The organism is Paenibacillus sp. RC67, assembly GCF_030020805.1.
Classification (GTDB): domain Bacteria; phylum Bacillota; class Bacilli; order Paenibacillales; family NBRC-103111; genus Paenibacillus_S.
Genome location: NZ_CP125098.1, coordinates 723789 through 747050 on the forward strand (window position 1 = coordinate 723789; position 23262 = coordinate 747050).

Sequence of the window (23262 nt, forward strand, 5' to 3'; positions counted from 1 at the left end):
GGCTCAAGGAGAGTCGTCTTTTTCTTGATCAAGAGATTAACAAAAAATGTGCGAAAAACCGATATAAGAAGGAAGAGGATTGGAGGGTATGCAATGAAAAAGAAACGAGGTATCCGCTACACATGGTTGTTATGGCTGACGGTCATAGGGCTTGCATTGCCCGCGCTGCCAGCGAAAGCCGAGGTTCAATTCAGTGATGTCAACGCGCAAAATAACGGCTGGGCTATCAACTCCATTTATTTGATGGCACAAAAGCAGGTTCTGACCGGCTATCCGGACGGGACGTTCAGACCGAGCCAAACGATCAGCAAAGCCGAATGGACAACGATGATTTACCGGTTATTCGATAAGTACCGGCCGAATTTATATGCTACAGGCTTACAAAAGATTGACGGGTTTGCCGACGTATCCTCACAGCACTGGGCCTACAAGCCGATTTCGGAAATGTATAACCAGTCATTCAATTGGGGGGTATACGGACTATCCAATATGGGGGAGCTAACCTTTCGTCCTGACGCCCAGCTTACTCGGCTGCAATTGGCCGATATGCTGTACTCGTTTTTCGACACTAGGATGATTGACCGGCGCATGAGCCCGAATGATGTGTGTTCTGTTGTTTCCGAATATAAAGATATCCCGATAAAAATGTTCGAGGATAAAGTGAAATATGATGATGCGGCGAAATCGGATGGTCGACTTGACGCATCCGGTACTGCATTATTGCAAACGAACAGCGTGCTGCCAATTCTGTTCATGGGAACTGGAAAGAGCGACTGCACCTTCGGCAGTGATGCGTTCTCCAATGCCCAAGCCAGCAGCCTGGCAAGTTTGCAGGTTTCCGGTATTATGACGGGCAATGAGCTCGGATATTTCCGCCCGATGGATAAGGTGACCCGTGCTGAAGCGGTAACCATTTTGAATCGAATTTATAATTATTTGAGCAAAAATTATTGGTTGGGAGACTATTCCACAATTCAATTGGAAGGGGCAGGCTCGGGTGGCACGAGTGGAACCGGAAGTGGCTCTACAGGATCCGGGATTTATAACCCCGATACTTCGAGCTTGTATCCGGATTGGGACACTGGCAGCTCCATTATCGGCGGGAATAACTCGGGAAGCTGGTCGAATGACTCTATCGTCAATGTTCGCGACTACTTCGACGATAAAGGCGTGCTGAATAAAAACCTGAAGAACGGCGAAATCGAAGCGGCTATTTTGCCTAAAGATAATCGATATTTGACCGTCGATATGAAAACGGACGATGAAGTGGATCTATATGTCATTTTAGATGGACAAATTGCCCACTTGACGCAGAAGGAGCTTCCAAAGACCATCTCCGTAGACGGAATCAAGCTGGTAGGCTTCCGCACGACCCAGCTTAAACCGAACCCCTTGAAGGTTGCAGGGACTCCGGTCACCTTAACGGTGAAGCTGGATAAGGAAAAGCCAGAGCCGGCTAAGCCCGGTAAGAAAAAATGAGGAAAACCTCTATAGAGGTCCTTTCGCAGATGATCGACCGTGTTTAGAGGTGTGGAAAAGAAAAAAAAGGCTTCCTCCATCCAAGGGTGGGAAGCCTTTTGCCATATTTACTGAAGTAGATGCTTAAATGCACTGTAATCGATTTGCTGCTTATCAAGATAACTGGCCAAGCTTTTATAATCGCGTTTGGGAGTTGCCAGAATATAGCCGCGGAGACAAATGTCCTGCGTAATGCGGTCTACTTTAGCTTCCAAAGCGACTTCACCGATTTTGGCGGCAATGGAGTGGCGGGCAATATCGCGGAACGGCGCCGGCACGGGATCGACAAGCATATCTAGAAAGGTTTTGGCTTCATCGGTCCATAAATGGCGGGACGACTCGACATAATGGTTTTGCCAATCGAGCTTGGACATGCCATCCGCCTTAGGCAGCACCTTCAAAAATTTGCGGAACATAAAATAGCCGCCTATCGACATGAAGAAGAGCAGCACAAAAACCCAAAAGATGATAAAGTACATAAAACCCGAATTCATGATTATTGTCACCTCATCCTTATTATACCTTACTTTGGCGATATCCAAAAGTAGCCTTGTGGACAAGAGTCAATACTAGTAAAATAGAGTGAGTGCAAAAAAAAGGAGATGAGCAATACGATGGTAAAAATCGGTTCTCACGTATCGTTTTCAGATAAAGGGCTGCTGAACGCGGCAGAAGAAGCTATCTCTTACGGGTCGTCTACTTTCATGATATACACGGGTGCGCCGCAAAATACGCGCCGTAAGCCGATTGAATCGCAATATATTGAAGAAGGCAAAGCCCTTATGGACAAGCATGGCATCGGAGAGATTATCGTACATGCCCCTTATATTATTAATTTAGGCTCTTATAAAGATGATACGTATGAGCTGGCCGTTCGTTTTCTACAAGAAGAGATTCGCCGTACGGATTATTTGGGCGTGAAGCAAATTGTTCTTCATCCGGGCGCTTATACAGACAAGGATGCTGAATACGGCCTTGCTCGAATCTCGGAAGGATTGAACGAGGTATTAGCCGGAGTCAAGGATACGAGCGTGAATATCGCTTTGGAGACGATGGCCGGTAAAGGAACGGAAATGGGCCGCAGCTTTGAAGAGCTGGCAGCTATCATTGATAAGGTAGAGGATAATGGTAGATTATCCGTATGTCTGGACACCTGCCACATTCATGATGCAGGCTACGATATTGTGAATGATTTGGACGGCGTGCTGGAGCATTTTGACAAAGTGGTAGGACTTGATCGGATTGGGGTCGTTCACTTGAACGATAGTAAAAATCCGAAAGGGGCGAGCAAAGACCGTCACGCACCGGTTGGAGCGGGCTGGATCGGGTTCGAGGCTATGAACAATGTAGTCCACCATGAAAAGCTGACCCATTTGCCGCTAATTCTGGAAACCCCGTGGATTGGTAAAGAGGACAAGCTTCAGCGTCCAATGTACGAAGCGGAAATTGCCCTTCTCAGCGGTACGGTGGAGCAGCGGTTCGGCTCTAACTTCCTGGAGGATGTTGAGCGTTTGGCGCATTTCTTCAGCAAGCAGGATGTCAATCACCGTGATTATGTGCTGCGCGTATGGGATGTACTGAAAACGGATGCCAAAGCCAAAAAAGAAGACGGCCGCGAGCCCATGGAGCGTCTGTACGATCTCATTGCCGAGCATCGCGTATTGCCTGAGCTTTCGGAAGAACAAATTAACCAGCGCTTAACAGCATGGTTTGCAGGTCAAAAAGTATTTCAATTGTAATGGAAATTTTGAAATGACGAAGGAGTAGTTAGGGTTATGACACCGAATGTATTGCCGAAAGCACAGCGGGACGATTTGAAAAACCGCGCCAGAATGCTAGTTTCCTGCCCGGACCAGCCGGGGATTGTCGCAGCGGTTTCCCGTTTTTTGTATGAACAGGGAGCTAATATTGTACAATCTGATCAATATACGATGGATCCGGAGGGCGGCATGTTCTTCATCCGGATTGAATTTGATCTGGATAACCTGGATGAGCGCAGAGAGCAACTCAAGACGGATTTCGCTGCTGTAGCGGAGCAATTCCAGATGAAATGGAGCATGAATCGCGCCAGTCGCAAGAAGCGCCTTGCTGTGTTCGTATCGAAGGAGGATCATGCCTTGCTGGAGCTGCTGTGGCAGTGGCAGGCAGGAGATCTTGAGGCGGACATCGCTATGGTCATCAGCAATCACGACGATATGCGCAGCCTGGTTGAATCGTTCGATATTCCTTACTATCATATTCCAGTAACGGCAGCAACGAAGGCGGAGGCCGAGCGCCAACAGCTGGAGCTTGTTGTGGGCAAGGTCGATGCGGTAGTGTTGGCTCGGTATATGCAGATCATTACACCTAAGTTTATCGAGCATTTCCCAAACCGGATCATTAATATTCACCATTCGTTCCTTCCGGCTTTCGTCGGCGGCAAGCCTTATGCGCAAGCCTATAACCGCGGGGTGAAAATCATTGGTGCTACTGCGCACTATGTAACGGAAGAGCTGGACGGAGGGCCAATCATTGAGCAGGACGTACAACGGGTGAGCCATCGCCACAATGTCGATGACCTGAAGCGAATAGGACGCCATATCGAACGTACCGTGCTGGCTCGTGCTGTATCCTGGCATGTTGAGGACCGGGTTATCGTTCACGGCAACAAAACGGTCGTGTTTAACTAACTGCAGACCCAAAGAAAGAGACTGAGCTTGTCTTGTAGACGAGGTTCAGTCTCTTTTGATTGGGTATGAATATTTATAAGTTGGCTGTTGCCGTCAGGCTCCCTTATGATCGCCGATAAGCGCCTGGATTATGGTCTTGTTCTTACCGGTACGCTTGGCGGAGTAGAGCGATGCATCGGCTCCTTTGAACAGCGCCTCCTTGCCGTCCCCTTTGATGTAATTGTGAAGACCGATGCTTAAAGTGACCGCCTGCGAATCGAGCTCGGGGTGGAGTGTAATCGAAAGCTTATGCCGGATTTGCTCAACGATGCGAAACGATTGCTCAATCGTTTTCTCAGTGAAGATGACGGCGAATTCTTCGCCACCGTAGCGTGCAACAAAGTCGTTCGGTGTAACAGTATCTTTAATGATGTTGGCTACCCGCTGCAGCATAATATCGCCAACCCAGTGGCCGTAGGTATCGTTAATTTTTTTGAAGTTATCGATATCCAGGATGGCAAGCTGAAGCGAGAGGTGATTCCGTTCGTGCTGCTCGATCAATTTTTCCAGATACTCGTGGAACGTCTTGTGGTTGTAAAGATCGGTCAAGGCATCCATCTTTGAAAGCTTGTCCATAATGATCGTCTTAACGAGCAGCTCCTGCTTCGTTTCGGTGGCATTCTTCAGATTGTTCAGCAGTTCAATCCCGCTAATGGAGATGTTCAAGGCAATGATGGTAACGCCGATGTACAAAAACAAGGTACCGATAATATGAATAGGCTTCATGGCTATACGCAGCTCAGGAGTTATGAGGTACATCGCAGCAAAGCAGATGAGAATCAGAGAAAGGGCTACCAAAATGCGCTTCTTGTTGAAGGAGAGTACAGATGTTAGGATGGGAAAAATATAAATTGCAGGTACGATGCCGATGTTAGGGTTCAGATAGATGATCGAAGAGGCGAAGATGATTCCGGTAATAATCATTAAATCATCACTTTGTATTTTACGATACCTGTAGAGCATTTCCGATGTACCGGTCACAGCTGCCAAGCCGAGAGCTTGAAGGACTAACGAGCTGAGGATAGACGCTCCTCCGGTTGCAGCTTCTAAACGGTGAATCAAGTATTCCAGGGAAACGGTTAAAATAATAGTAATCCAGTATAAATTCAGCATCTTTCGATAGGTTTGACGTGTCTTAGCCAGCTCCAGTAACAGGTTCATAATTGACTTCTACCACTCCAAGTAAACAGGATTCATTCATCCACGAATACTACATATTCGCCAGAATGAAACAAATTCCTCTCGGTGCAGGTGATATTTTCCGTATGAAATTTTTATGTTTAAATTAGGTTTAAGCTGGCAAACCGAAACGGACAATGGTAAAATGGTGCAAGTGAGTTTCCGTGCAATTGATAATGCACACGTTAACAATGGCGTAAAATTCCGTACATTTCGATGTTTATGTCGAGTAGTGTCCGGAATTACCGCTTTCACTAAAATAAGTAGGAGGTTTTTTTCATGACAGTATTGAATAAAGCAATCGAGCAATTGTCGATTGACACCATCCGTACCTTAGCCATCGATGCCATTGAGAAAGCAAAATCAGGGCATCCGGGAATGCCGATGGGCGCAGCGCCTATGGGTTATGAGCTTTTTGCAAAAACGATGAACCACAATCCGGACAATCCGACTTGGATTAACCGCGACCGTTTCGTTCTGTCGGCTGGTCATGGTTCCATGCTGTTGTACAGCTTGCTTCACCTGAGCGGATACGATCTTCCAATGGAAGAGCTGAAACAGTTCCGTATGTGGGGCAGCAAAACTCCTGGACATCCTGAAGTAGGACATACTGCAGGTGTTGATGCTACAACGGGTCCTTTGGGACAAGGCTTTGGTATGGGTGTAGGGATGGCAATTGCTGAAGCTCATCTGGCTTCGGTTTACAATAAAGATAAATTCAATGTGATTGACCACTATACGTATGTCATTTGCGGCGATGGAGACTTGATGGAAGGTATTTCTTCCGAGGCAGCTTCCCTTGCAGGACATATGAAGCTTGGCAAATTGGTTGTATTGTATGATTCCAACGATATCTCTTTGGACGGCGAGTTGAACTTGTCCTTCTCCGAGAGTGCAAAGAAACGCTTTGAAGGTTATGGCTGGCAGGTGCTCTTCGTACAAGACGGCAACGATCTGAATGCTATTGAAAAAGCGATCCAAGAAGCTCAAAACGACGAGCGTCCTACACTTATCGAAGTAAAAACCGTCATCGGTTTCGGTAGCCCGAACAAAGCGGGTAAAGGTGGTCATGTAGGTCCTCACGGTTCTCCGCTTGGCGTAGACGAAGTAGCTTTGACCAAAAAAGCTTACGGCTGGCCAGAGGATCAACACTTCTACGTGCCTGAAGAGGTACGCTCACACTTTGCTGCTGTAAAGCAAAAAGGTATTGAAACCAACGCTGCATGGCAGCAAATGTTCGCTGAGTATGCTAAGGCATATCCTGAGCTTGCTAAGCAATTCGAAACAGCTGTTAACGGCGACCTTCCTGAAGGCTGGGATAAAGATATTCCTGCTGCCGCTCCTGCGGAAAAAGGAACTCGTACAGCTTCCGGTATCGTGCTGAACGCTATCGCTAAGAACGTAAAATCTCTCGTGGGCGGTTCCGCGGACTTGGAGTCCTCGACCATGACGCACATGAAAGATCTTGGCGTGATGACGGCGAAAGATTACAGCGGACAAAACATTTACTACGGTGTGCGTGAGTTCGGTATGGGCGCTGCTGTGAACGGTATGCTGCTTCACGGCGGTCTTAAAGTATTCGGCGGTACGTTCTTCGTCTTCTCCGATTACTTGCGTCCGGCTATCCGCTTGGCATCCATCATGAATGTTCCTGCTATCTATGTATTTACTCATGACAGTATTGGTGTCGGCGAAGACGGCCCTACTCATGAGCCGATCGAGCAGTTGGCAGCTTTGCGCGTTATTCCTGGTGTTACTGTTATTCGTCCAGCAGATGGCGACGAGACAGCAGCAGCTTGGCGCTATGCGGTTGAGAACAAAAAAGGCCCTGTTGCCTTGATCTTCTCCCGTCAAGCAGCTCCTAAGCTGGATGGCACTGAGCAAGCCAATGCTAGCTTGAGCCGTGGTGCTTACGTTCTGTCTGATGCTGCTAACGGCAAGCCACAAGCGCAAATCATTGCTACAGGTACAGAAGTACAGCTGGCAGTAGCTGCTCAAAAACAATTGGCAGAAGAAGGCGTACAAGTTCGCGTCATCAGCATGCCAAGCTGGGAGCTGTTCGATAAACAGTCCCAAGAGTACAAGGATTCCGTTATTTTGCCGGATGTTAAAGCACGTCTCGCTGTTGAGATGGGTCATTCCTTCGGCTGGGATCGTTATGTTGGCGATCAAGGCAGCGTTCTTGGTATCGACCGTTTCGGCGCTTCCGCTCCAGGACCAGTTGTCATTAAAGAATACGGCTTTACCGTGGAAAACGTTGTTGCCCGCGTGAAGCAGCTGTTGAAATAAATCATACTAGAAGGCCGGGCTGATACAGTCCGGTCTCCCTTCCAAAGGAGAAAAGCGAACCATGTCCCAATTTGAGCAAGTGACCGTATTGAAAAAAGCGAACTTTTACTTCGATGGCAAAGTAACAAGCCGTACTGTACTGTTCGCGGATGGAACTAAGAAGACGCTGGGCATTATGCTTCCTGGAGAGTATGAATTCGGAACCGATGCTAAGGAAATTATGGAGATCCAAGCCGGTGAGCTGGAAGTGCTGCTTCCTGGCACAAGCGAATGGCTTCATATTGACGGTACTGGGGAATTCACCGTTCCTGCGAATTCGAAGTTCAAGCTGCAGGTAAAAACGCCTACAGACTACTGCTGCTCCTACATTGCAGAGTAGTCCGATAGCTTAAGAGCGGATGAAGGAATGAAGAATACCCTGCCGGCAAGCAACCTCCATGGAGAATGCAAAGCAGCAGGGTATTTTTTTATAAGAGGCCTAATGGTTGTTAGGTAGTCGTTATTGCTGCTCCAAATGGTGTGCGATATATGCTTCCAGCTGGATTCTGTCATAAGGAGCTAGTCCGGAAAGTAAGCAGCCGTAACGGAACGAACCGTTATTGTCGCTCTCGATACGGATAACTCTTCCTGTTACAGGAGGCAGCTCGGCTTCCTTAGGGAAGTGAATGACGATAAACATGTCTTCTGCCAGCGGGAATTGGGAAATGAGCTGCAATCCGTTCTCGGACAAGTCATATAGAACCCCAGGGATGGTTTGACCGGTAAAGGCGCCTTCCTGCTCCCATTGATGGACCGATAAATGAAGAGGGATGTTCAGCTGCAGTCTGTTGGTTCTACGGCGTTCTTCCACGACGGAAGCGGTCTTGCTGATCTGCATATGCATCCATTCTTCGTAGACTTGGGCGACGGAGCACAAGTCGGCTTCGCCTAGTCCCTTGCTTAGGCCCATCTGGAAAATGCCTGCCGCGGCTTTGAGCATCGGTGACGGCATCTGGAAGCGGTTGGTCACATCGGTAGCCAGCAGCAGATCCTTAAGCATCAACTGGAGCGAGAACTGGTTGCTGAAGTCGCGGTTCACGATTTTGCCGCCCTTGAGCTCAGCCTGCTTGCTGTTGCCGCTGCCTGCATATACGATTTGCAAAAACTGCTCTGCATCCAAGCCTGCCTTCGTCACGATGGACAAGCCTTCGACAAGGCCAAGCGCGTTAATGCCGACCATCGTATTGTGCGCGAGCTTGGCATAAGAGCCGGAGCCGGTCGGCCCCATGTAGACGATTTTGGAGCCCATAGCTTCAAATATAGGGCGCTGGCGTTCCAGAACCGTTGGTTCTCCGCCGATCATGAAGACGAGCGTACCGCTTTCCGCGGCAGGCTTGCTTCCTGTAACGGGAGCGTCGAGAAAATCGACAGCTCGGCCGAGAAACTCCGCTGCAATTCGTTTGCTGGTATCAGGAGATACCGTACTGCAGTCAATGACGGTTTGGCCGGCGGTAACACCGTGAATGACACCTTGATCGCCAAGGACGGCATCCAGTACAACTACATCGTTGCTCAGCATAAGAACGACGACATCGACACCTTGAGCAGCTTCGGACGGCGTTGCCGCCGTTTGCGCTCCAAGTGCTGCGAGCTCAGCGGTTTTCTCTGAGGTTCGGTTGTACACGACTACGTCGTAGCCTTTTGTTAAAAGATTGGCAGCCATGGGCTTTCCCATAGTTCCTAATCCGATAAATCCTATCCTTTTCATCGAATCACCTCTGTTTATATTGTAGCATTTACCTATATCGGTGTGAATGCATCGCTTGCTTTTCCTTTGTGAAGTACAGTATTCTAATCTAAAGCATGGAAAGACAAATCTAAGGAGGATGAATAGAATGAGCGCCAAGTTTTCTTTTGACTACAGCAAAGCATTATCTTTCATTCAACAGCATGAAGTAGATTATCTCGCCGAGCCAATCAAGCTTGCTCACGAGCAATTACATAACAAATCCGGTGCAGGATCCGATTATTTGGGATGGATCGATCTCCCTGCGAATTACGATAAAGAAGAGTTTGCCCGCATTCAAAAAGCAGCTCAGCAAATTCAATCCGACTCCGACGCTCTTGTTGTTATTGGTATCGGCGGTTCTTATCTGGGCGCGCGAGCAGCTATCGAAATGCTGTCTCACTCGTTCTACAACCTTCTGCCGAAGGACAAGCGTAAAACTCCTGAAGTATACTTTGTTGGCAACAACATCAGCTCCACTTATGTAACGCATTTGCTGCAGCTGCTCGAAGGCAAGGATATTTCAGTTAACGTCATTTCCAAGTCGGGTACGACGACAGAGCCTGCAATTGCATTCCGTATTTTCCGCGAGCTTCTGGAGAAGAAGTACGGTAAAGAAGCTGCACGTAAACGCATTTACGCAACGACCGACCAAGCTAAAGGCGCTTTGAAGAAGCTGGCTACTGAAGAAGGGTACGAGTCCTTCGTAATTCCTGATGATGTAGGCGGACGCTATTCCGTGCTTACAGCAGTTGGCTTGCTGCCAATCGCGACTGCAGGTATCGACATTGAAGCTATGATGCGCGGCGCTGCTGACGCGAGAGTCGAGTTCTCTAACCCGAATTTGCATGAAAATCCAAGCTACCAATACGCGGCTGTTCGTAATGCTTTGTATCGCAAAGGTAAAACGACCGAAATTCTTGTGAACTACGAGCCTTCTTTACACTTCGTATCGGAGTGGTGGAAGCAGTTGTTCGGGGAGAGCGAAGGAAAAGACAACAAAGGAATTTATCCTGCGTCGGTTGATTTCTCCACTGACTTGCACTCGATGGGACAGTTTATCCAAGAAGGGAACCGTACTTTGTTCGAAACGGTCATTCAAGTAGCCGAGGTGCAAGAGCAAATCACGATCGGAACGGATGCCGACGATTTGGATGGCTTGAACTTCTTGAGCGGCAAAACGATGGATTTTGTTAACAAAAAAGCGTTCCAAGGTACCATGCTTGCACATACCGACGGCGGAGTGCCTAACTTGATCGTGACACTTCCGGATATGAGCGCGTATACGTTCGGCTTTATGGTATATTTCTTCGAAAAAGCATGCGGAATCAGCGGTTACTTGCTCGGAGTTAATCCGTTCGATCAACCAGGCGTTGAAGCGTACAAGAAAAATATGTTCGCGCTGCTTGGCAAACCAGGCTATGAGAAAGAAAAAGCAGAGCTTGAAGCAAGATTGACCAAGTAAGGCAGTGGAGAAAAGCAGTTCGCCCTTATCGTTTAGGGGGTGCACTGCTTTTTTTTCTTGCCAAGTTTAGATATGATGGTATACAGCAGGGACCATGCAATGGTTAAGAAAGTGAGGGATTCATAATGCTGCCCTATTATAAAACGGTCATACAGGCCGGAGTCGCGGAAGTTGTGATTAAAAAGTCCCGTTTTATCGGTCATGCGATGCCGGTAGAGACGGAGGAGGAAGCGATCCAGTTCATCGAGCGCATAAAGAAGGAGCATTCGATGGCTACACATAATTGCTCGGCTTATATGGTTGGTGACCGCGACCAATATCAAAAGCAGTCCGATGATGGCGAACCGAGTGGTACGGCGGGCAGGCCTATTTTGGAGGTCATCAAGAACCAAGGCTTGAAGAATGTAGCCGTAGTCGTCACACGTTATTTTGGAGGCATTATGTTGGGCGCTGGTGGGCTTGTCAGAGCCTATACGGATGGAGCGGTTGCGGGATTGGCGGCTGCGGAGCCTATCTATAAAGTGCTGCATCGCGAAGTTCGGATCGAAATCGACTACACATGGCACGGAAAAGTCGAGAACGAGCTGCGAAACCGTGAGATGCTGATGGGGGAGACCTTGTTCACGGACAAAGTGACACTCCTCTGTCTTCCTCTGGCAGAGGAGGCTGACCGTTTTATGGCGTGGATGACAGACGTCACACAGGGTCAAGGTCTGATAACCGCTGGGGAAGAGAAGTATATTGAGCATTCCGAGAAGCCGTAATTGGAATGTGGAGTGAGATCGACTACTTAACGAGTCATAAAAAACGCCGAAAGGCGTTTTTTTATTTATAATACTTTCATCCTATATTTTCTCTTGCTTTGCAGCAATAAAGTGATAAACTATTGAAGTATAAAGATAAAACCACATACGAAAGCGAGTTGAATCGTGTTGGCCAGAAAAGCAGTGGCGCAGGAGCTGAGCCGCGAAAGAATACTGGATGAGGCGAGGCAGCTTTTCGCCGAACACGGCTATCATACTTTAACAATGCGCAGCATCGCCAAAGCGATGGGTTACAGTCATGGGGCGTTGTATTATCATTTTAAAGAGAAAGCAGAGCTTTTTTATGCCTTGGTAAACGCTGATTTTCAGATGCTGCTGGAAAGGCAGAAAGAGATGCTGAGCCGCAGCCGAATGGGTGATCTGGGGCAGCTGGAGAAGTTGATGCTGGAATTTATACGATTTGGCCTCGAGAATCCGTATCATTATGAAATCATGTTTATGATTAACGATGCGGAACTGCAGCTTTATGGCAGAACCGAGCAAGCGCAATGTTTGGAGCTGTTTGCCACGGTGGTCCGTTCCGTCATAGCGAGACAGTCGGGCAACGAGCAGAAGATGTATAGCGTGCCTTGGAGCCTGTTTATGTCCATGCATGGGTTTATATCCTACAATATCCGTTATAATCAAACGTATGAAGATGTGAAAAAGCTTGCTGAGCAGCATGTGAAATATTTATGTGAAGGGCTTCAGTAGCCTACAATGCATCGGTTGTAGGTATCTCATCTCAAAGATAGACTATCATGTAAGCGCCTTTTTAGTCATAGTGGCTATTCCTAACTGTAAACAGGCCTATTTAGTACACGCATCCGGTAAAAACATGATACAATGGGAACCTAAGACTAAGTAAAGCGGGAGCAGTTGACAACGACTGCGTTCACGAATGCATGTTGGTCTTCTGATAAGAAAGGATGAGTAAACGTTGGATTTAACTCGAAATACATTGGAAAATGTGGATTATATGATCGAAGAAATTAAGAAAAAGCTTCGCATGGCGACGGGGGCTGCTTTGAAAGCTACGGCTTTGAACGACGAGCAGTATGAGGATTTAAGGGACATATTCGAAATGGTATCGTCCAAGCCTAATTTTAGCATTAGTGAGATCGAAGCGATTACGACCGAATTGGGCCGCCTTCGCAAAGTTTAGATTTAATGCATTGAAGGCTATGTTCCTATCTTCCTTGGGACAGGTACAAGTGAACAGGCAAGCCATCCTCCAATTACGTACTTTATAGAGTAGTTGAATGCTATGTTTCATTAGCCTAACACTCAAAGATACGGAGGAGGACTCACATGCAAATGACGGTTAGCAGCAAAGAAGTCCAAAAATTAATCGGTAAAACGGTTTATGCTGTTAAGAAAGACGGTACGACAGTAAGCGGAAAGTTAGTCCGGATTAGCGGAAACAAGCTCATTATGGTTCCTGAAGAAGGGAAAGTTCAAACATCTGCTTTTATACCGTTGGTATTATTCGATCTTCTTGCCATTGGAACATCCCCGTTTGCTTTCGGCGGTTTTGGCGGTTTTGGTGGCTTTGATGGTTTCGGTTCCCCGTTTGGCGGATTCGGCGGCGGTTTCTGGTAAGAAGCAAGGAAAAAGCTCATCCGGGGCAATTCAGCCCGCGAATGGGCTTTTTTGTTGTGCAAAATACCTATAGTTTGAGAGAGTTACTTGGATTTCACGAATTTAAAAGAGCGAATCCAATCGACCAATAAATAGAGGATGGGTATAGCTTCAACAAGGATAACCATCCCGATAAGGCCATTAGAAATCAATTCCGAGCTTTCAGCCGTAGAGCTCACTACAAACAAAGACATGCCGATAATAAGAACCGTCGTCGATAAGGTCAAGGGCTTATGGTCTTTTAACACGAAGAGCTGAGCTAGATTCATGACGATCACATACAGTAAAAAGCTGATTTTGATAAATAAGCCGGTAATCCATAAGGCAATCAAGACAGGATCCAGGTTTTCAAAGAAAGTACTGCCATGAATATATCTAATGAGTTCAAGCTCGGGATAAGTTATGTTCCCCATGAGCTCAGGTCCGAAAATCAGCATTGCCGGCAAAATATTAGTCAAAATAATAAAAGTGGCAGTAAAGGTGGCGCCGGTGATGGTTCGCATCGTTTTCTCGGTATCGCAAATCTTTGGGAACAAGAATAGAATGAACGCCGTCTCTCCGAATAGACAAGCATTAGCCCACATTCCGTTCCATATTTGAGCCATGTCAAAGCGATTAATAAAGGCAATAGCCATGTCCAGGTTCATTTCCTTTTTCACAAAAAAGGGAGTTGCGAGAACACCGAATATACTAATGAAGAAGATGCCCTGTGCACAGCGGAAAATAGTTTCGACTCCACAGCGAACGGCAGCGACAAAGCAAATGCCTAAAAGAACAGCTATAGCCCAGTTGGGCGTCGATGGCAAATAGATCTGGATAATGAAGTCCTCCAAGTCATGCAAAATAAAGGAAGTGATAAAAAACAAACACAGAACGATGACAATCATCAGCGGGTAATGCAACCATTTAGTTAAAATGTCTTTGCCGTAGAAAGCAAAGTATTGGTCAGGCCTTTTTTTGGCCAGGCGGTAAGAGAAGTAGGTGATGAGTATAGAGAGACAAGCGCCTAGCACCATACTTAACCAAGTTAAATATCCGGAAGTCGTGACGACATAATTAACATATAAGCCAAGTGTGCTCGTAAACAAATAGATGGAGAACATCATAAACAGCTGCGGCTGGGTTATTCGTCTCACTTGGCATCCTCCTCTCACTCATTGATTTTTAACAACGATTGGACAGGACCGAATACGGTTTCTATCAAATCCTTTAACCGCCACTGCTCTCTAATGTAATACAGGATTTCAAAGCATACCCATGAAGCTGCTGCATAACCAATAACAATGAAGAAGGTTCGGCGCTTTCTACCGTGATGAGTTAAGTAGCGCCATTCTATATACAGTACAATTGCGTACAAGATCATGATGATGATCATGATTCTTTGGCCTCCACCTCTACGGATTTCTGTTCGGTACCCAGCCTACGAATATTGATATCTGCATGGACTGCGATTTCAGTTGTTCGATTGGAGTAAAGCTCCATCCATTGGGGTGCCAATGTCTTCCATTGTTGCGGATAGTACCAGGAGATGTAATTGCCAAGATGAAAAGCGTCTGCCTTCACTTCCCGTGTTTTGTCGATCATGCTCATCATACGCTTCTCTACCTCTGATTCAAGCTGCTTGGCGAGCACGCTCAATTGATTGGGATCTTCCACATTCAGCTGAGTATCGGACGAGAGCAGTCGGGCATTGGCAGTGCTTTGAATATGGATGGATATTTTCTCCCCTTCGAGCCGAGGCTTGATTTTGGTCCGGGTATGCTCGATAAAAAAACTGACCTTACGCCCGTCCGTCGGTGAGGGGATTGTAATTTCCGCCTCGGTTAGCTGGCCGAGAATCCAGAGAGCTCCCCGCATATCCTTAATGCCTACGGTGGTTTGCAGTTGTTTGTTTTTAAAAACGGCGGCTCCGCCTACTCCCATCCAATCTTGTAGATCGCCTTTCTCGCCCACAATTTTTTTGGGCTGAAAGGAGAGCAAGGGTGCAACCATATCTCCGCCCGTGTAATTGGCCATGAGAAAATCTTTAACCGTTGCTTGTATCGTCTCATGCTGGAGGACATAAGCAGTTAAAATGTCGGTTGGAAATCTTTCGAAAATGGTTGGAATGTTAGCCAATTCTTTTCCTTTACCTTCCGTTACGAACATACTGGCATTGATATGAATTCGCGGCTCCCGGGCGAGAAATTCCAATACCGGACCTATACCTTCCTGAGCGAGCTCTTTGCCAATAATGACAACACTGGACTGTCCCAAGGTGATTTTGCGTGACAAATCGATCTGAATATTGCGCAGCGCCTGTCCAACATTGGCCCCTTCCTTAGAAATAAATGTATAGGGGTTGCCTGTCTGAGGTCCGCCGCCGCTGCCTGCCATTCCAGGGATCAACCGATTAGGAAGCGGGAAAACCATTGTAAGCTCGATTCCTTGCTTGCCTTTATCAAAAATAATTATCCGCGCAAATGCACGGTCATTCAGCTCAATGGTCGACCAGCACCCGCTTAACAAGAATAGAAGGGGAAGGGCTGTCATTAGAGTGATCGTTATTCGAAGACGGAATTCAGCCATCAATCTTCATCCTCCTCCTTGTGATCCCATCCCCGCGTATTTTTCGGCTGTCGCTGCGTGCCGTTCGACGGGAGGGAAGGCCGCCTTTTCATCAACCACCACGGAACCCTAACGAAGGTATCCTTCCAATCGCTAAAGGAAAAGGGAGTGAGAGGGGTTAGATACGGTGTCCCAAATGATCGTAAGGAAAGTAAATGCAGGTAGATCAGAATCAAACCGCAGGCAATACCGATTAATCCAAACATGCCGGCCAAAATCATAATGGGAAAGCGCAGCAGCCGGAAGGCAAGCCCGAGATCGTAATGCGGAATAATGAAAGAAGCAATCCCCGTCAAAGCAACGATAATGACCATGGCAGCAGATACGATACCTGCTTGAACGGCAGCCGTACCGATAATAAGCGCTCCAATAATGGATACCGCTTGTCCGATCGATTTGGGGATGCGAATGGCCGCCTCGCGAAGCGCTTCAAAAGCAAGCTCCATCATGAATGCTTCGATTAAAGCAGGAAACGGCACGACTTCCCGGGAAGATGTTATCGTGACAAGCAACCTTTTCGGTATGATCTCAGGATGAACTGTCGTTACTGCTATATAGGTTGAGGGCAGCAGCAGCGAAATGAAAATAAACGCGAATCGAATCCAGCGAATCCAAGTTGAGGAGATGAACCGTTGGTAGTAATCCTCGGCGGATTGCATCAGCATGAACATGGTGACAGGAGCAAGCAGGACGATCGGCGTGCCGTCTACGATGATTACGATCCGTCCCTCGAGCAAGGAGGCGCATACGACATCAGGCCGCTCGGTATACTGCATTTGGGGAAACGGAGAGTAGGGACTATCCTCGATAAATTCCTCGATATAGCTGCTCCCCATGATTCCGTCCACATCGATTTGAGATATTCTTCGCTTTACTTCCTCAACGAGCTCGGGCTTGCAAATCCCTTGAATGTAACCGATAGCAATATCGGTATGGGTACGTCTTCCGAGCTTCATATACTCCAGCTTAAGATCCGGTGTCTTGAGTCTTCTGCGGATGAGGGTGGTGTTCACCTGCAAGCTTTCGATAAAAGCTTCGCGGGGACCACGAATGACAGATTCGTTGGGCGCTTCATTAATAGCTCTCTTGGGATAGTTGGTGACGGGCAGATCAAGAATCCGGTGGTCTCCTTCAATAAGAAGCAGTGCATGTCCTTCCAGTAGAGAGAGCAAGCCTTGACTTAATGTGGTCGCCAACTGCATGCCTGTAACAGGCAGGCGCCTATCTTCAAAAATTTGCTTGCAAAAGTCGGCTGCATCTAGAGACTCGATCGCTAAAGCTGCCTGAAGCACCTCTTTTTGCAAAGTCTCTTGATCAACCATGCCTTTAATAAATAACAGGGCGCAGCATGTCCCGGATGGACTTGTAAAGTTTTGAATGACGACGTCGGAGTCACCTGCTAGCTGCTTCTGAAACCAGGAGATACGATCGTCAAGGCGTATAGATTGATCGAGCAGATCCGTGGTACTCACCAAGGGATGCTGGGGCTGATGTTTGAACTCGGTCCGGCTGCTAGCGTCGGTGTTGTGGATGTGGCGTCGGAGCCATGAAAAAATAGACATACTTACACCTCATGCTTTGTGCTATTCATGTCTAAATGTTTACCTATATTGGATTTTTTTATTCGGGATGAACTCAGCACGAATAGCCGTCCCACTGCACCATTGGTTGGGCAGGACGGCTATTCGTATAGTAAAGCCCCTGGAGGGACTCAAAATTATTTAGTTAATTTAATTAACGTCCGCAGCACTTTTTGTATTTTTTGCCGCTTCCGCAAGGACAAGGGTCGTTTCGTCCGACTTTTGTTTTTGCAGCAAATTCAATGACATTCGACTTGGCCACTAGCGTCTCAGTAGGAGCTTCAGATGATGGGGCTAGTTGATGGGGGGTATAACCCTTGAGAACCCATTGTCTTGTGTTATTGTGAAGGTTGGCAATATGCTCCATGAACGCTTTAACTATGTCCAATTCCTTGATTTCCAGAAGCTGTTGCAATAGCTTGAACACTTCTGTCGGAGCTTGTCCATTGCGAATAGCGTCTACACATTCTTCTACGATAAAGTCTGCCTCGTCCAAAGAAATGGAATAGTTCTTGCGAATAAAGAGTACAAAGGCTTGATAGCTCGCATTGCGATCAACAAAATTCGGTGCGCCTGCATGCAATAGCTGGGATTTGGTGAAAGGATAGAACGGCAATTGAGATCTAGACTCTTGCTCGTTTTTCACTTTATCTGTGTCTAATACGATGCTGTTGGAGTAGCCGTACGTATCGGTTTGCAGCTCCTCATAGAACGAAACGGCTTCCTGAAGGATTTCTGTGTATTCACCCAGTTTAATTCTGGATCCAGTCTGCTGGTTAATCTGCCGTTCCAGTTCATTCAGGCTCAGGACGCCATAGTAGTAGAGCAAGCCTTGTGTGAGCTTTATCCACTCCGTATTTTTACGGATTTGATCCCGATAAGAAGAATTGTCCACACGTTTGAAGCATGCGAGCACTTCCTGAGGCATTACCAATGTCTTATTTCCTTCGTAAGTACCAGAACAAAGAATTCCTCTTGTTTTGAAATAATCGAGCTGATGCGCTTCCAGCAATGTATTGCCTTGTCCGCCGCGGTCGGCCAGATGCTTCAAAATTTGGTAGCGGGTTTCATCGAATGCAAGAAGCAGATTGGGAAGCGCTGTCGGTATTTGTTCCACCAACACGTCGATAAGCTCTTGCTTCTTTAAGGAGCTTGCTCCTTTGATTCCCAGGTTCATACGAATGGTTGACAGTTCCGGCTTGGTAAGTTTGCCAAAATAATTGGAAAGTGTAACCGGTACTTCAATGTTAGGCCAACGCTTTTCTTCCTCTTTCAACAGCATCTTCTGATCGGTTTCGCTCAGATGCTTGTCCATCATGTATTCATCCTTTCTGAGCAGGTAAAAGCCCCATCCGAACTTTAGTTTAGCTCGGATGGGTTTTATTGTAACATTAATTTGGAATCCGTTCTTTATCCAATCACACTAACAAGTAACATAGAGCGTGTGATAACTGCTCAAATGTAATTATATAGCATAATGAAATAAATTTTAAGCGGATAGGTGAAATTGTCAAACTTTTATGGTTCCAAAGGACCATTTTTTGTCGAATCAACAAAGAATTTGCATGAAACGCTTACTAAATATTTTAACCAGTTCATCCTAAACAATCAACTACCCCGATTTTCTCCTCATTGAGTGTTCTTTTGAATTAGGAACACTGCTTCCTCTAAAGACAGAACGACTTCCGTTGTTTCTTTCATATCCTTCAAACGAACCTTACCTTCGGCAGTTTCATCTTCGCCTATCAAGATCACGTACCGGATTCCTTTCGATGCAGCCGCGGCGAGCGATTTTTTTAATTTGCGACGGCTTGTGTCCAACCCGGTTCGAATATCGTTCGCACGAAGCTCGGCTGCTGTTCTCAACACATCAGGAATCGTCCTAAGTCCAATGGGAATAACGATGGCAATTGGAACTTTCGTTTCGATTGGGCGGCTCTTCAACATCTCCATGATCGACTCCATACCGAAAGAGATACCAACGGTTGGATAAGGGACATCCTCTCTGCCGACCAGCTTGCCAATAATGACGTCATAACGCCCGCCACCACCTAAGCTTGAGGTAAAGGAGCCGCTAGCATCGAAAATCTCGTACACCGTTCCGGTATAAAAAGATAGCCCTCGTGACAAAAAAGGATCGAAGGTACAGATTTGCTTAAGCCCCAGCTTGTAAATAAGCTCTTGAAGAGCTTGAACCTCCAAGGAGCCTTTGGAGTTAGTTATTCCATATCGGTCGGCTAGTTGCTCTGCTGTAGGATCATTTAACGGAATCAGCTCTGTTATGGCGGTCGTTACTTGAGGCTCCAGTCCTTTGTCAGCCAACTCCTTAATAACTCCATCGGTCCCGATTTTCGCGATTTTATCTAATGTCAGCATAACAGATAGCTTTTCCGCAGAGGGGACTCCTATAGCTTCAAGAATTTCCCCGAGAAATTGGCGGTTATTCCACCTGAGTGCAATCGGTACGTTCAGTCTTTTGAACACTTCGGCAGCAATTTGCATTAATTCTGCTTCCGCTTCGGGGCCATCGATTCCGACAATATCGACATCGCACTGCAAAAACTCACGAAGGCGTCCACGCTTTACAGGACCATCTCGAAAAACTTTCCCCATTTCGTATCGCTTGTAAGGAAGTTCAATCCCAGGATTCAGCGCTATTACTTTGGCAAAAGGAATAGTTAGGTCGTAACGAAGCCCAAGGCTGCGCTCCCCTTGATCGGTTAATTGATACATTTCTTTTATGATTTCGTCGCCACCCGCATATTTGGAGGACAAAAGATCGAGTTCATTAAGTATCGTTGAATCCATCCCATCAAAATCGCACAATTCAAATACTTCCTGCAGCACGGTTTGAACCTTCTTGCGCAACTCCTGTTCTTTTCCGAAAAAATCGTAGGTACCTTTTACATTTTGCATAATCCTCATTCCTTTCTTTGGAGGGAAAATAAAAAACGCGCCGGACCTCTTGGTCCTGCGCGTTCCTATGCCGCAGGGAGGCCAACGCGAGAAGCGTTAGCCCACCCTGAAAATGTACAGGTGTGCTAACGCTGAATGAAATGATGAAGTTGATTTTGATTAAGCATGATGGTATTCATGGCTTCCAATCCCTTCAACAATGGTTGAGATCGATTATAGCAAGAGATGGGAGGGGATGCAAGAGGGGGCGCTGTTAAACAAGAATGATACTCAGGCAACTTTCTTGGATATTCATGCAACAGAACGAAATGGCGGAATACAATATAGGCATACACCTTCTTGCTAAGGTGAGCTTACTATTTAACTGGTAGGAGGGTTCACATGAAGCTTAACCAACAGAGGGCTTATGTGGTGTTCAATAAATTGTTTGTGAACAATATTGAAGATTCTTCGGGTATTTTTATCGGAACCAATCAAGCGATCGGTTGGTCTACTTACAGCAAAAGCAATCAGGGCTTTGGCAGTCTGAGCAATTCCACGCTTACAAACGTCGTCAGTGTAGTGCAAGATCCCGATTTCATCGATACACCGATTGAAGATACCAGATACATCACTCTTACCGAAACCAACCATTCGCTGCAGCAATGCGCAATCGATTTTAACAGCATTCATGCAAATACTTTAAGCAATGGCTCAGCTATGGATTTGGGGGACAACAAACAATTAGGGTGGAGAAGCGCACGTAAAGTCAATTATGGCTTTGGCAAAAACTTGGGCCGCAATCATCTAAAGCAAGTAGCCAGTATGATCGTTGACGATGATGCCGTTGATGCACCTTTTCATAACGAAGCAATAATTACGGAGAACGTCCAAAATGTGGAGAAAAACATCCGTATTACTAAGAAACAGGAGGATAAGTGTTAGAACACTCCAGCCTTCAAGCATCATAATATTACAGCCTGTAACCTAAACCAATGAACTGAATAATATAAGGGCATAGGCTTTTGTCGGGGGTGAACCATTTGGCCGTTATTATTTCATTGGCAGCCGGTGCGATAAATGTAAATTCATTGAACAGAGGTTCTGTCATTGCTGTCGGAGAAATCTCTCAGCCCGGCTGGAATCAGAACGGGAAGACAAACTACGGGAACGGTCAATTATTTGGCGCGAATGTGGAAGCAGGCTTTATATCCACTGTTTTTGATAATGATGTCATAGATAATCCGATCACTGAAATTGATCCCGCCCCTTCGATTCAATCCCAGGCATTATAAAAAACGGAGAAATCATGAGAGGAGAGGTAGGTTTATGAGCAAGAAACAAGTGAACTGCATGCGATGCTCTAAAATTGCTAATGAAAACGATAAGTTCTGTATTGATTGCGGAGCCCCTTTACAAAATCGCTGCTCAGATGAACCCGGTTTGTTGAAAAAAGGGTGTACGTTTCTAAACGTTCAAAACGCCGCCTTTTGTGCCAAATGTGGCGAACCCACACTGTTTCAGCTCCATGGGCTTATCACACCAATCTATGATAATGCGAATAAACCGCTCTTGAGCAAAATTACTAATTTTCATAAATTTTAAAAAGAAATCTTTGGTGAATATAGTCAGCATGAGGACGCGGCAAGCACAGATTGGACTCATCCGAGCCATAACGTTTTGGGAAAGGCAGTGAACTATTATGGATTATGGCCAAAATTCAATCAAGAACTGGCAGGAACTGCAGAGATCCTTGATTAAACAATTTCCATTACCTGCCGAAAGTAACGGAATAGAAAAGCTTGTACACAAAACAATAAAAAACTTCATGCAACATTCGATGCCTCATCAGTCGGTCTATGACCCATTTTCAGCAGAAGAAGGAGTCGAATACGAACTGTTTGAGAGTCAGCGTGTTATTTTTGTCCGATGTAAAGTTCCAGATAAAACATCCAATCATGATATTAGATTTTTTGCCAACAAGTATAAACTCAAAATCGAATACCTTGGAAACACTCAGGAAATCAGATTGCCAAGTGACGTATCTCCTGCTCAAGCGTATGCCAGGATGGATGGCGATGTGGTGGAAGTTCTTCTGCCCAAGTCACGTGATAATGAACCGTATCATGAAATATCAATCCGTGATCAGTAGAACCGTCTCAGCTTGAAATCGGCGATTACTCCATTTTTCTGGACCGGCACCGGGGAGCCCCATGTCGTGTCTGCTCCAAATAGGACAAGCTTGCCGTTAATGCACGGTGAATCATTTCTTTTCCTGTACATATACATAGATAATGATAAAAGCTACCTGTTAGAGCGTGGTGATAGGGTTGGAGGACAAAGAAAGACAAAACCATATGAAGGAATTACATACGTTTCACAAGCAAGCCAGTGAAGTGTTAGGTGAGGAGTTTTGGCAAGATATCGCCGATATGATCCCCAATAGGGGACCGCGTATCGATATTTATCATACCCAAACTACAGTGGCTGTTCTTGCTGAAATACCCGGACTCAGCTCTCCTGATCAAATCGGCATCTTTCTTCAAGGACAGACGTTGGTGCTGGAAGGAGAAATCCCCTGTATGTACCCTGTTACGGAGAATCGAATCACCCAGACTGAACGTTTCTTTGGAAACTTCCGAAGGCTCTTGCCTATGCCAAGACCGGTTTCCATGGAAAAAATTAGTGCGAAGTACAATAGGGGTTTGCTTATCATTGAGCTGCAAATCGAAACTTCCGTACAACAGACAAACATCTCGATCGATTTTACTTGAACCTTTTTCCTAGGGCAAAAAAGAACGTGAGGTGGGTA

The 23262-nt window shown here is 46.4% G+C and carries 24 protein-coding genes; 15 read left to right on the top strand and 9 right to left on the bottom strand.

Annotated features, from left to right (window positions below):
* Window positions 1-93 precede the first annotated feature (93 nt).
* The gene (locus QMA13_RS03340; RefSeq protein ID WP_282939502.1) at window positions 94-1479 is read left to right on the top strand and encodes an S-layer homology domain-containing protein; all 1386 of its coding nucleotides are present in this window, start codon (window positions 94-96) and stop codon (window positions 1477-1479) included.
* Between the two features lie 107 nt (window positions 1480-1586).
* Here QMA13_RS03340 and QMA13_RS03345 read toward each other — a convergent pair whose 3' ends face one another.
* Entirely contained in the window at window positions 1587-2012 is a 426-nt protein-coding gene (locus QMA13_RS03345; protein WP_282939503.1) for a DUF2621 domain-containing protein, read from the bottom strand.
* A gap of 120 nt (window positions 2013-2132) precedes the next feature.
* On the opposite strand from QMA13_RS03345, the gene QMA13_RS03350 reads away from it, so the two are divergent.
* Window positions 2133-3257 carry a deoxyribonuclease IV gene (locus QMA13_RS03350; protein WP_282943233.1) on the top strand — a complete coding sequence of 375 codons (1125 nt, stop codon included), beginning with the start codon at window positions 2133-2135 and terminating at the stop codon, window positions 3255-3257.
* Window positions 3258-3293: 36 nt separating this feature from the next.
* A complete protein-coding gene (gene purU / locus QMA13_RS03355; RefSeq protein WP_282939504.1) occupies window positions 3294-4187 on the top strand; it encodes a formyltetrahydrofolate deformylase in 894 nt (297 codons plus the stop codon).
* A gap of 93 nt (window positions 4188-4280) precedes the next feature.
* Here the strand turns inward: purU and QMA13_RS03360 are convergent, their stop codons facing one another.
* On the bottom strand, window positions 4281-5387 hold the full coding sequence (locus QMA13_RS03360) for a GGDEF domain-containing protein (protein ID WP_282939505.1): 1107 nt from the start codon (window positions 5385-5387) through the stop codon (window positions 4281-4283).
* A gap of 297 nt (window positions 5388-5684) precedes the next feature.
* Between QMA13_RS03360 and tkt the strand changes: the two genes are divergently transcribed.
* Entirely contained in the window at window positions 5685-7694 is a 2010-nt protein-coding gene (tkt, locus tag QMA13_RS03365) for a transketolase (protein WP_282939506.1), read from the top strand.
* Window positions 7695-7755: 61 nt separating this feature from the next.
* Window positions 7756-8073: a pyrimidine/purine nucleoside phosphorylase gene (gene ppnP, locus QMA13_RS03370; RefSeq protein WP_282939507.1), complete on the top strand. Its 318-nt coding sequence runs from the start codon at window positions 7756-7758 to the stop codon at window positions 8071-8073.
* Window positions 8074-8193: 120 nt separating this feature from the next.
* Here the strand turns inward: ppnP and QMA13_RS03380 are convergent, their stop codons facing one another.
* On the bottom strand, window positions 8194-9441 hold the full coding sequence (locus tag QMA13_RS03380; RefSeq protein WP_349254193.1) for an NAD(P)-binding domain-containing protein: 1248 nt from the start codon (window positions 9439-9441) through the stop codon (window positions 8194-8196).
* Between the two features lie 127 nt (window positions 9442-9568).
* Between QMA13_RS03380 and QMA13_RS03385 the strand changes: the two genes are divergently transcribed.
* The 5 genes from QMA13_RS03385 (at window position 9569) to QMA13_RS03405 (ending at window position 13329) form a co-directional block, all read left to right on the top strand.
* Window positions 9569-10924, top strand: a complete 1356-nt coding sequence (locus tag QMA13_RS03385; RefSeq protein ID WP_282939508.1) for a glucose-6-phosphate isomerase — start codon at window positions 9569-9571, stop codon at window positions 10922-10924.
* 125 nt (window positions 10925-11049) lie between these two features.
* Entirely contained in the window at window positions 11050-11688 is a 639-nt protein-coding gene (locus tag QMA13_RS03390) for a YigZ family protein (RefSeq protein WP_282939509.1), read from the top strand.
* Between the two features lie 168 nt (window positions 11689-11856).
* On the top strand, window positions 11857-12441 hold the full coding sequence (locus tag QMA13_RS03395) for a TetR/AcrR family transcriptional regulator (RefSeq protein ID WP_282943235.1): 585 nt from the start codon (window positions 11857-11859) through the stop codon (window positions 12439-12441).
* Window positions 12442-12667: 226 nt separating this feature from the next.
* Window positions 12668-12892, top strand: coding sequence for a DUF1128 domain-containing protein (locus tag QMA13_RS03400; RefSeq protein ID WP_282939511.1), 225 nt, complete (start codon window positions 12668-12670; stop codon window positions 12890-12892).
* A 146-nt stretch (window positions 12893-13038) separates the two neighbouring features.
* On the top strand, window positions 13039-13329 hold the full coding sequence (locus tag QMA13_RS03405; RefSeq protein WP_282939512.1) for a hypothetical protein: 291 nt from the start codon (window positions 13039-13041) through the stop codon (window positions 13327-13329).
* Between the two features lie 83 nt (window positions 13330-13412).
* Here the strand turns inward: QMA13_RS03405 and QMA13_RS03410 are convergent, their stop codons facing one another.
* From QMA13_RS03410 to QMA13_RS03435, 6 genes are all read right to left on the bottom strand, one after another.
* Window positions 13413-14504 (bottom strand): GerAB/ArcD/ProY family transporter, encoded by a 1092-nt coding sequence (locus QMA13_RS03410; RefSeq protein ID WP_282939514.1) that lies wholly within the window; start codon window positions 14502-14504, stop codon window positions 13413-13415.
* A gap of 14 nt (window positions 14505-14518) precedes the next feature.
* Window positions 14519-14743, bottom strand: a complete 225-nt coding sequence (locus tag QMA13_RS03415; RefSeq protein WP_282939516.1) for a hypothetical protein — start codon at window positions 14741-14743, stop codon at window positions 14519-14521.
* On the bottom strand, window positions 14740-15936 hold the full coding sequence (locus tag QMA13_RS03420; RefSeq protein WP_282939518.1) for a Ger(x)C family spore germination protein: 1197 nt from the start codon (window positions 15934-15936) through the stop codon (window positions 14740-14742). Before QMA13_RS03420 ends, QMA13_RS03415 begins: the two co-directional genes overlap by 4 nt.
* The gene (locus tag QMA13_RS03425; protein ID WP_282939520.1) at window positions 15936-17537 is read right to left on the bottom strand and encodes a spore germination protein; all 1602 of its coding nucleotides are present in this window, start codon (window positions 17535-17537) and stop codon (window positions 15936-15938) included. The genes QMA13_RS03420 and QMA13_RS03425 overlap by 1 nt, the downstream gene beginning before the upstream one ends.
* A gap of 172 nt (window positions 17538-17709) precedes the next feature.
* The gene (locus QMA13_RS03430; protein ID WP_282939522.1) at window positions 17710-18873 is read right to left on the bottom strand and encodes an SEC-C metal-binding domain-containing protein; all 1164 of its coding nucleotides are present in this window, start codon (window positions 18871-18873) and stop codon (window positions 17710-17712) included.
* A 311-nt stretch (window positions 18874-19184) separates the two neighbouring features.
* Window positions 19185-20471: a histidine--tRNA ligase gene (locus QMA13_RS03435; protein WP_282939524.1), complete on the bottom strand. Its 1287-nt coding sequence runs from the start codon at window positions 20469-20471 to the stop codon at window positions 19185-19187.
* 381 nt (window positions 20472-20852) lie between these two features.
* Between QMA13_RS03435 and QMA13_RS03440 the strand changes: the two genes are divergently transcribed.
* From QMA13_RS03440 to QMA13_RS03460, 5 genes are all read left to right on the top strand, one after another.
* Window positions 20853-21395: a hypothetical protein gene (locus QMA13_RS03440; RefSeq protein WP_282939526.1), complete on the top strand. Its 543-nt coding sequence runs from the start codon at window positions 20853-20855 to the stop codon at window positions 21393-21395.
* An 89-nt stretch (window positions 21396-21484) separates the two neighbouring features.
* The gene (locus tag QMA13_RS03445) at window positions 21485-21745 is read left to right on the top strand and encodes a hypothetical protein (protein ID WP_282943236.1); all 261 of its coding nucleotides are present in this window, start codon (window positions 21485-21487) and stop codon (window positions 21743-21745) included.
* Between the two features lie 34 nt (window positions 21746-21779).
* Window positions 21780-22055 (top strand): hypothetical protein, encoded by a 276-nt coding sequence (locus QMA13_RS03450; RefSeq protein WP_282939527.1) that lies wholly within the window; start codon window positions 21780-21782, stop codon window positions 22053-22055.
* Window positions 22056-22152: 97 nt separating this feature from the next.
* Window positions 22153-22602: a hypothetical protein gene (locus QMA13_RS03455; RefSeq protein ID WP_282939528.1), complete on the top strand. Its 450-nt coding sequence runs from the start codon at window positions 22153-22155 to the stop codon at window positions 22600-22602.
* 205 nt (window positions 22603-22807) lie between these two features.
* Complete coding sequence (locus QMA13_RS03460; protein ID WP_282939529.1) at window positions 22808-23224, top strand: Hsp20/alpha crystallin family protein; 417 nt, start codon at window positions 22808-22810, stop codon at window positions 23222-23224.
* Window positions 23225-23262: the final 38 nt, after the last annotated feature.

What these genes read in the sequence shown, in the direction of transcription:
- QMA13_RS03340 (WP_282939502.1), top strand. Translation starts at nt 94, where the DNA reads ATGAAAAAGAAACGAGGTATCCGCTACACATGGTTGTTATGGCTGACG.
- QMA13_RS03345 (WP_282939503.1), bottom strand. Translation starts at nt 2,012, where the DNA reads ATGAATTCGGGTTTTATGTACTTTATCATCTTTTGGGTTTTTGTGCTG.
- QMA13_RS03350 (WP_282943233.1), top strand. Translation starts at nt 2,133, where the DNA reads ATGGTAAAAATCGGTTCTCACGTATCGTTTTCAGATAAAGGGCTGCTG.
- purU (WP_282939504.1), top strand. Translation starts at nt 3,294, where the DNA reads ATGACACCGAATGTATTGCCGAAAGCACAGCGGGACGATTTGAAAAAC.
- QMA13_RS03360 (WP_282939505.1), bottom strand. Translation starts at nt 5,387, where the DNA reads ATGAACCTGTTACTGGAGCTGGCTAAGACACGTCAAACCTATCGAAAG.
- tkt (WP_282939506.1), top strand. Translation starts at nt 5,685, where the DNA reads ATGACAGTATTGAATAAAGCAATCGAGCAATTGTCGATTGACACCATC.
- ppnP (WP_282939507.1), top strand. Translation starts at nt 7,756, where the DNA reads ATGTCCCAATTTGAGCAAGTGACCGTATTGAAAAAAGCGAACTTTTAC.
- QMA13_RS03380 (WP_349254193.1), bottom strand. Translation starts at nt 9,441, where the DNA reads ATGAAAAGGATAGGATTTATCGGATTAGGAACTATGGGAAAGCCCATG.
- QMA13_RS03385 (WP_282939508.1), top strand. Translation starts at nt 9,569, where the DNA reads ATGAGCGCCAAGTTTTCTTTTGACTACAGCAAAGCATTATCTTTCATT.
- QMA13_RS03390 (WP_282939509.1), top strand. Translation starts at nt 11,050, where the DNA reads ATGCTGCCCTATTATAAAACGGTCATACAGGCCGGAGTCGCGGAAGTT.
- QMA13_RS03405 (WP_282939512.1), top strand. Translation starts at nt 13,039, where the DNA reads ATGCAAATGACGGTTAGCAGCAAAGAAGTCCAAAAATTAATCGGTAAA.
- QMA13_RS03415 (WP_282939516.1), bottom strand. Translation starts at nt 14,743, where the DNA reads ATGATCATCATCATGATCTTGTACGCAATTGTACTGTATATAGAATGG.
- QMA13_RS03420 (WP_282939518.1), bottom strand. Translation starts at nt 15,936, where the DNA reads ATGGCTGAATTCCGTCTTCGAATAACGATCACTCTAATGACAGCCCTT.
- QMA13_RS03425 (WP_282939520.1), bottom strand. Translation starts at nt 17,537, where the DNA reads ATGTCTATTTTTTCATGGCTCCGACGCCACATCCACAACACCGACGCT.
- QMA13_RS03430 (WP_282939522.1), bottom strand. Translation starts at nt 18,873, where the DNA reads ATGATGGACAAGCATCTGAGCGAAACCGATCAGAAGATGCTGTTGAAA.
- QMA13_RS03435 (WP_282939524.1), bottom strand. Translation starts at nt 20,471, where the DNA reads ATGCAAAATGTAAAAGGTACCTACGATTTTTTCGGAAAAGAACAGGAG.
- QMA13_RS03440 (WP_282939526.1), top strand. Translation starts at nt 20,853, where the DNA reads ATGAAGCTTAACCAACAGAGGGCTTATGTGGTGTTCAATAAATTGTTT.
- QMA13_RS03450 (WP_282939527.1), top strand. Translation starts at nt 21,780, where the DNA reads ATGAGCAAGAAACAAGTGAACTGCATGCGATGCTCTAAAATTGCTAAT.
- QMA13_RS03455 (WP_282939528.1), top strand. Translation starts at nt 22,153, where the DNA reads ATGGATTATGGCCAAAATTCAATCAAGAACTGGCAGGAACTGCAGAGA.
- QMA13_RS03460 (WP_282939529.1), top strand. Translation starts at nt 22,808, where the DNA reads ATGAAGGAATTACATACGTTTCACAAGCAAGCCAGTGAAGTGTTAGGT.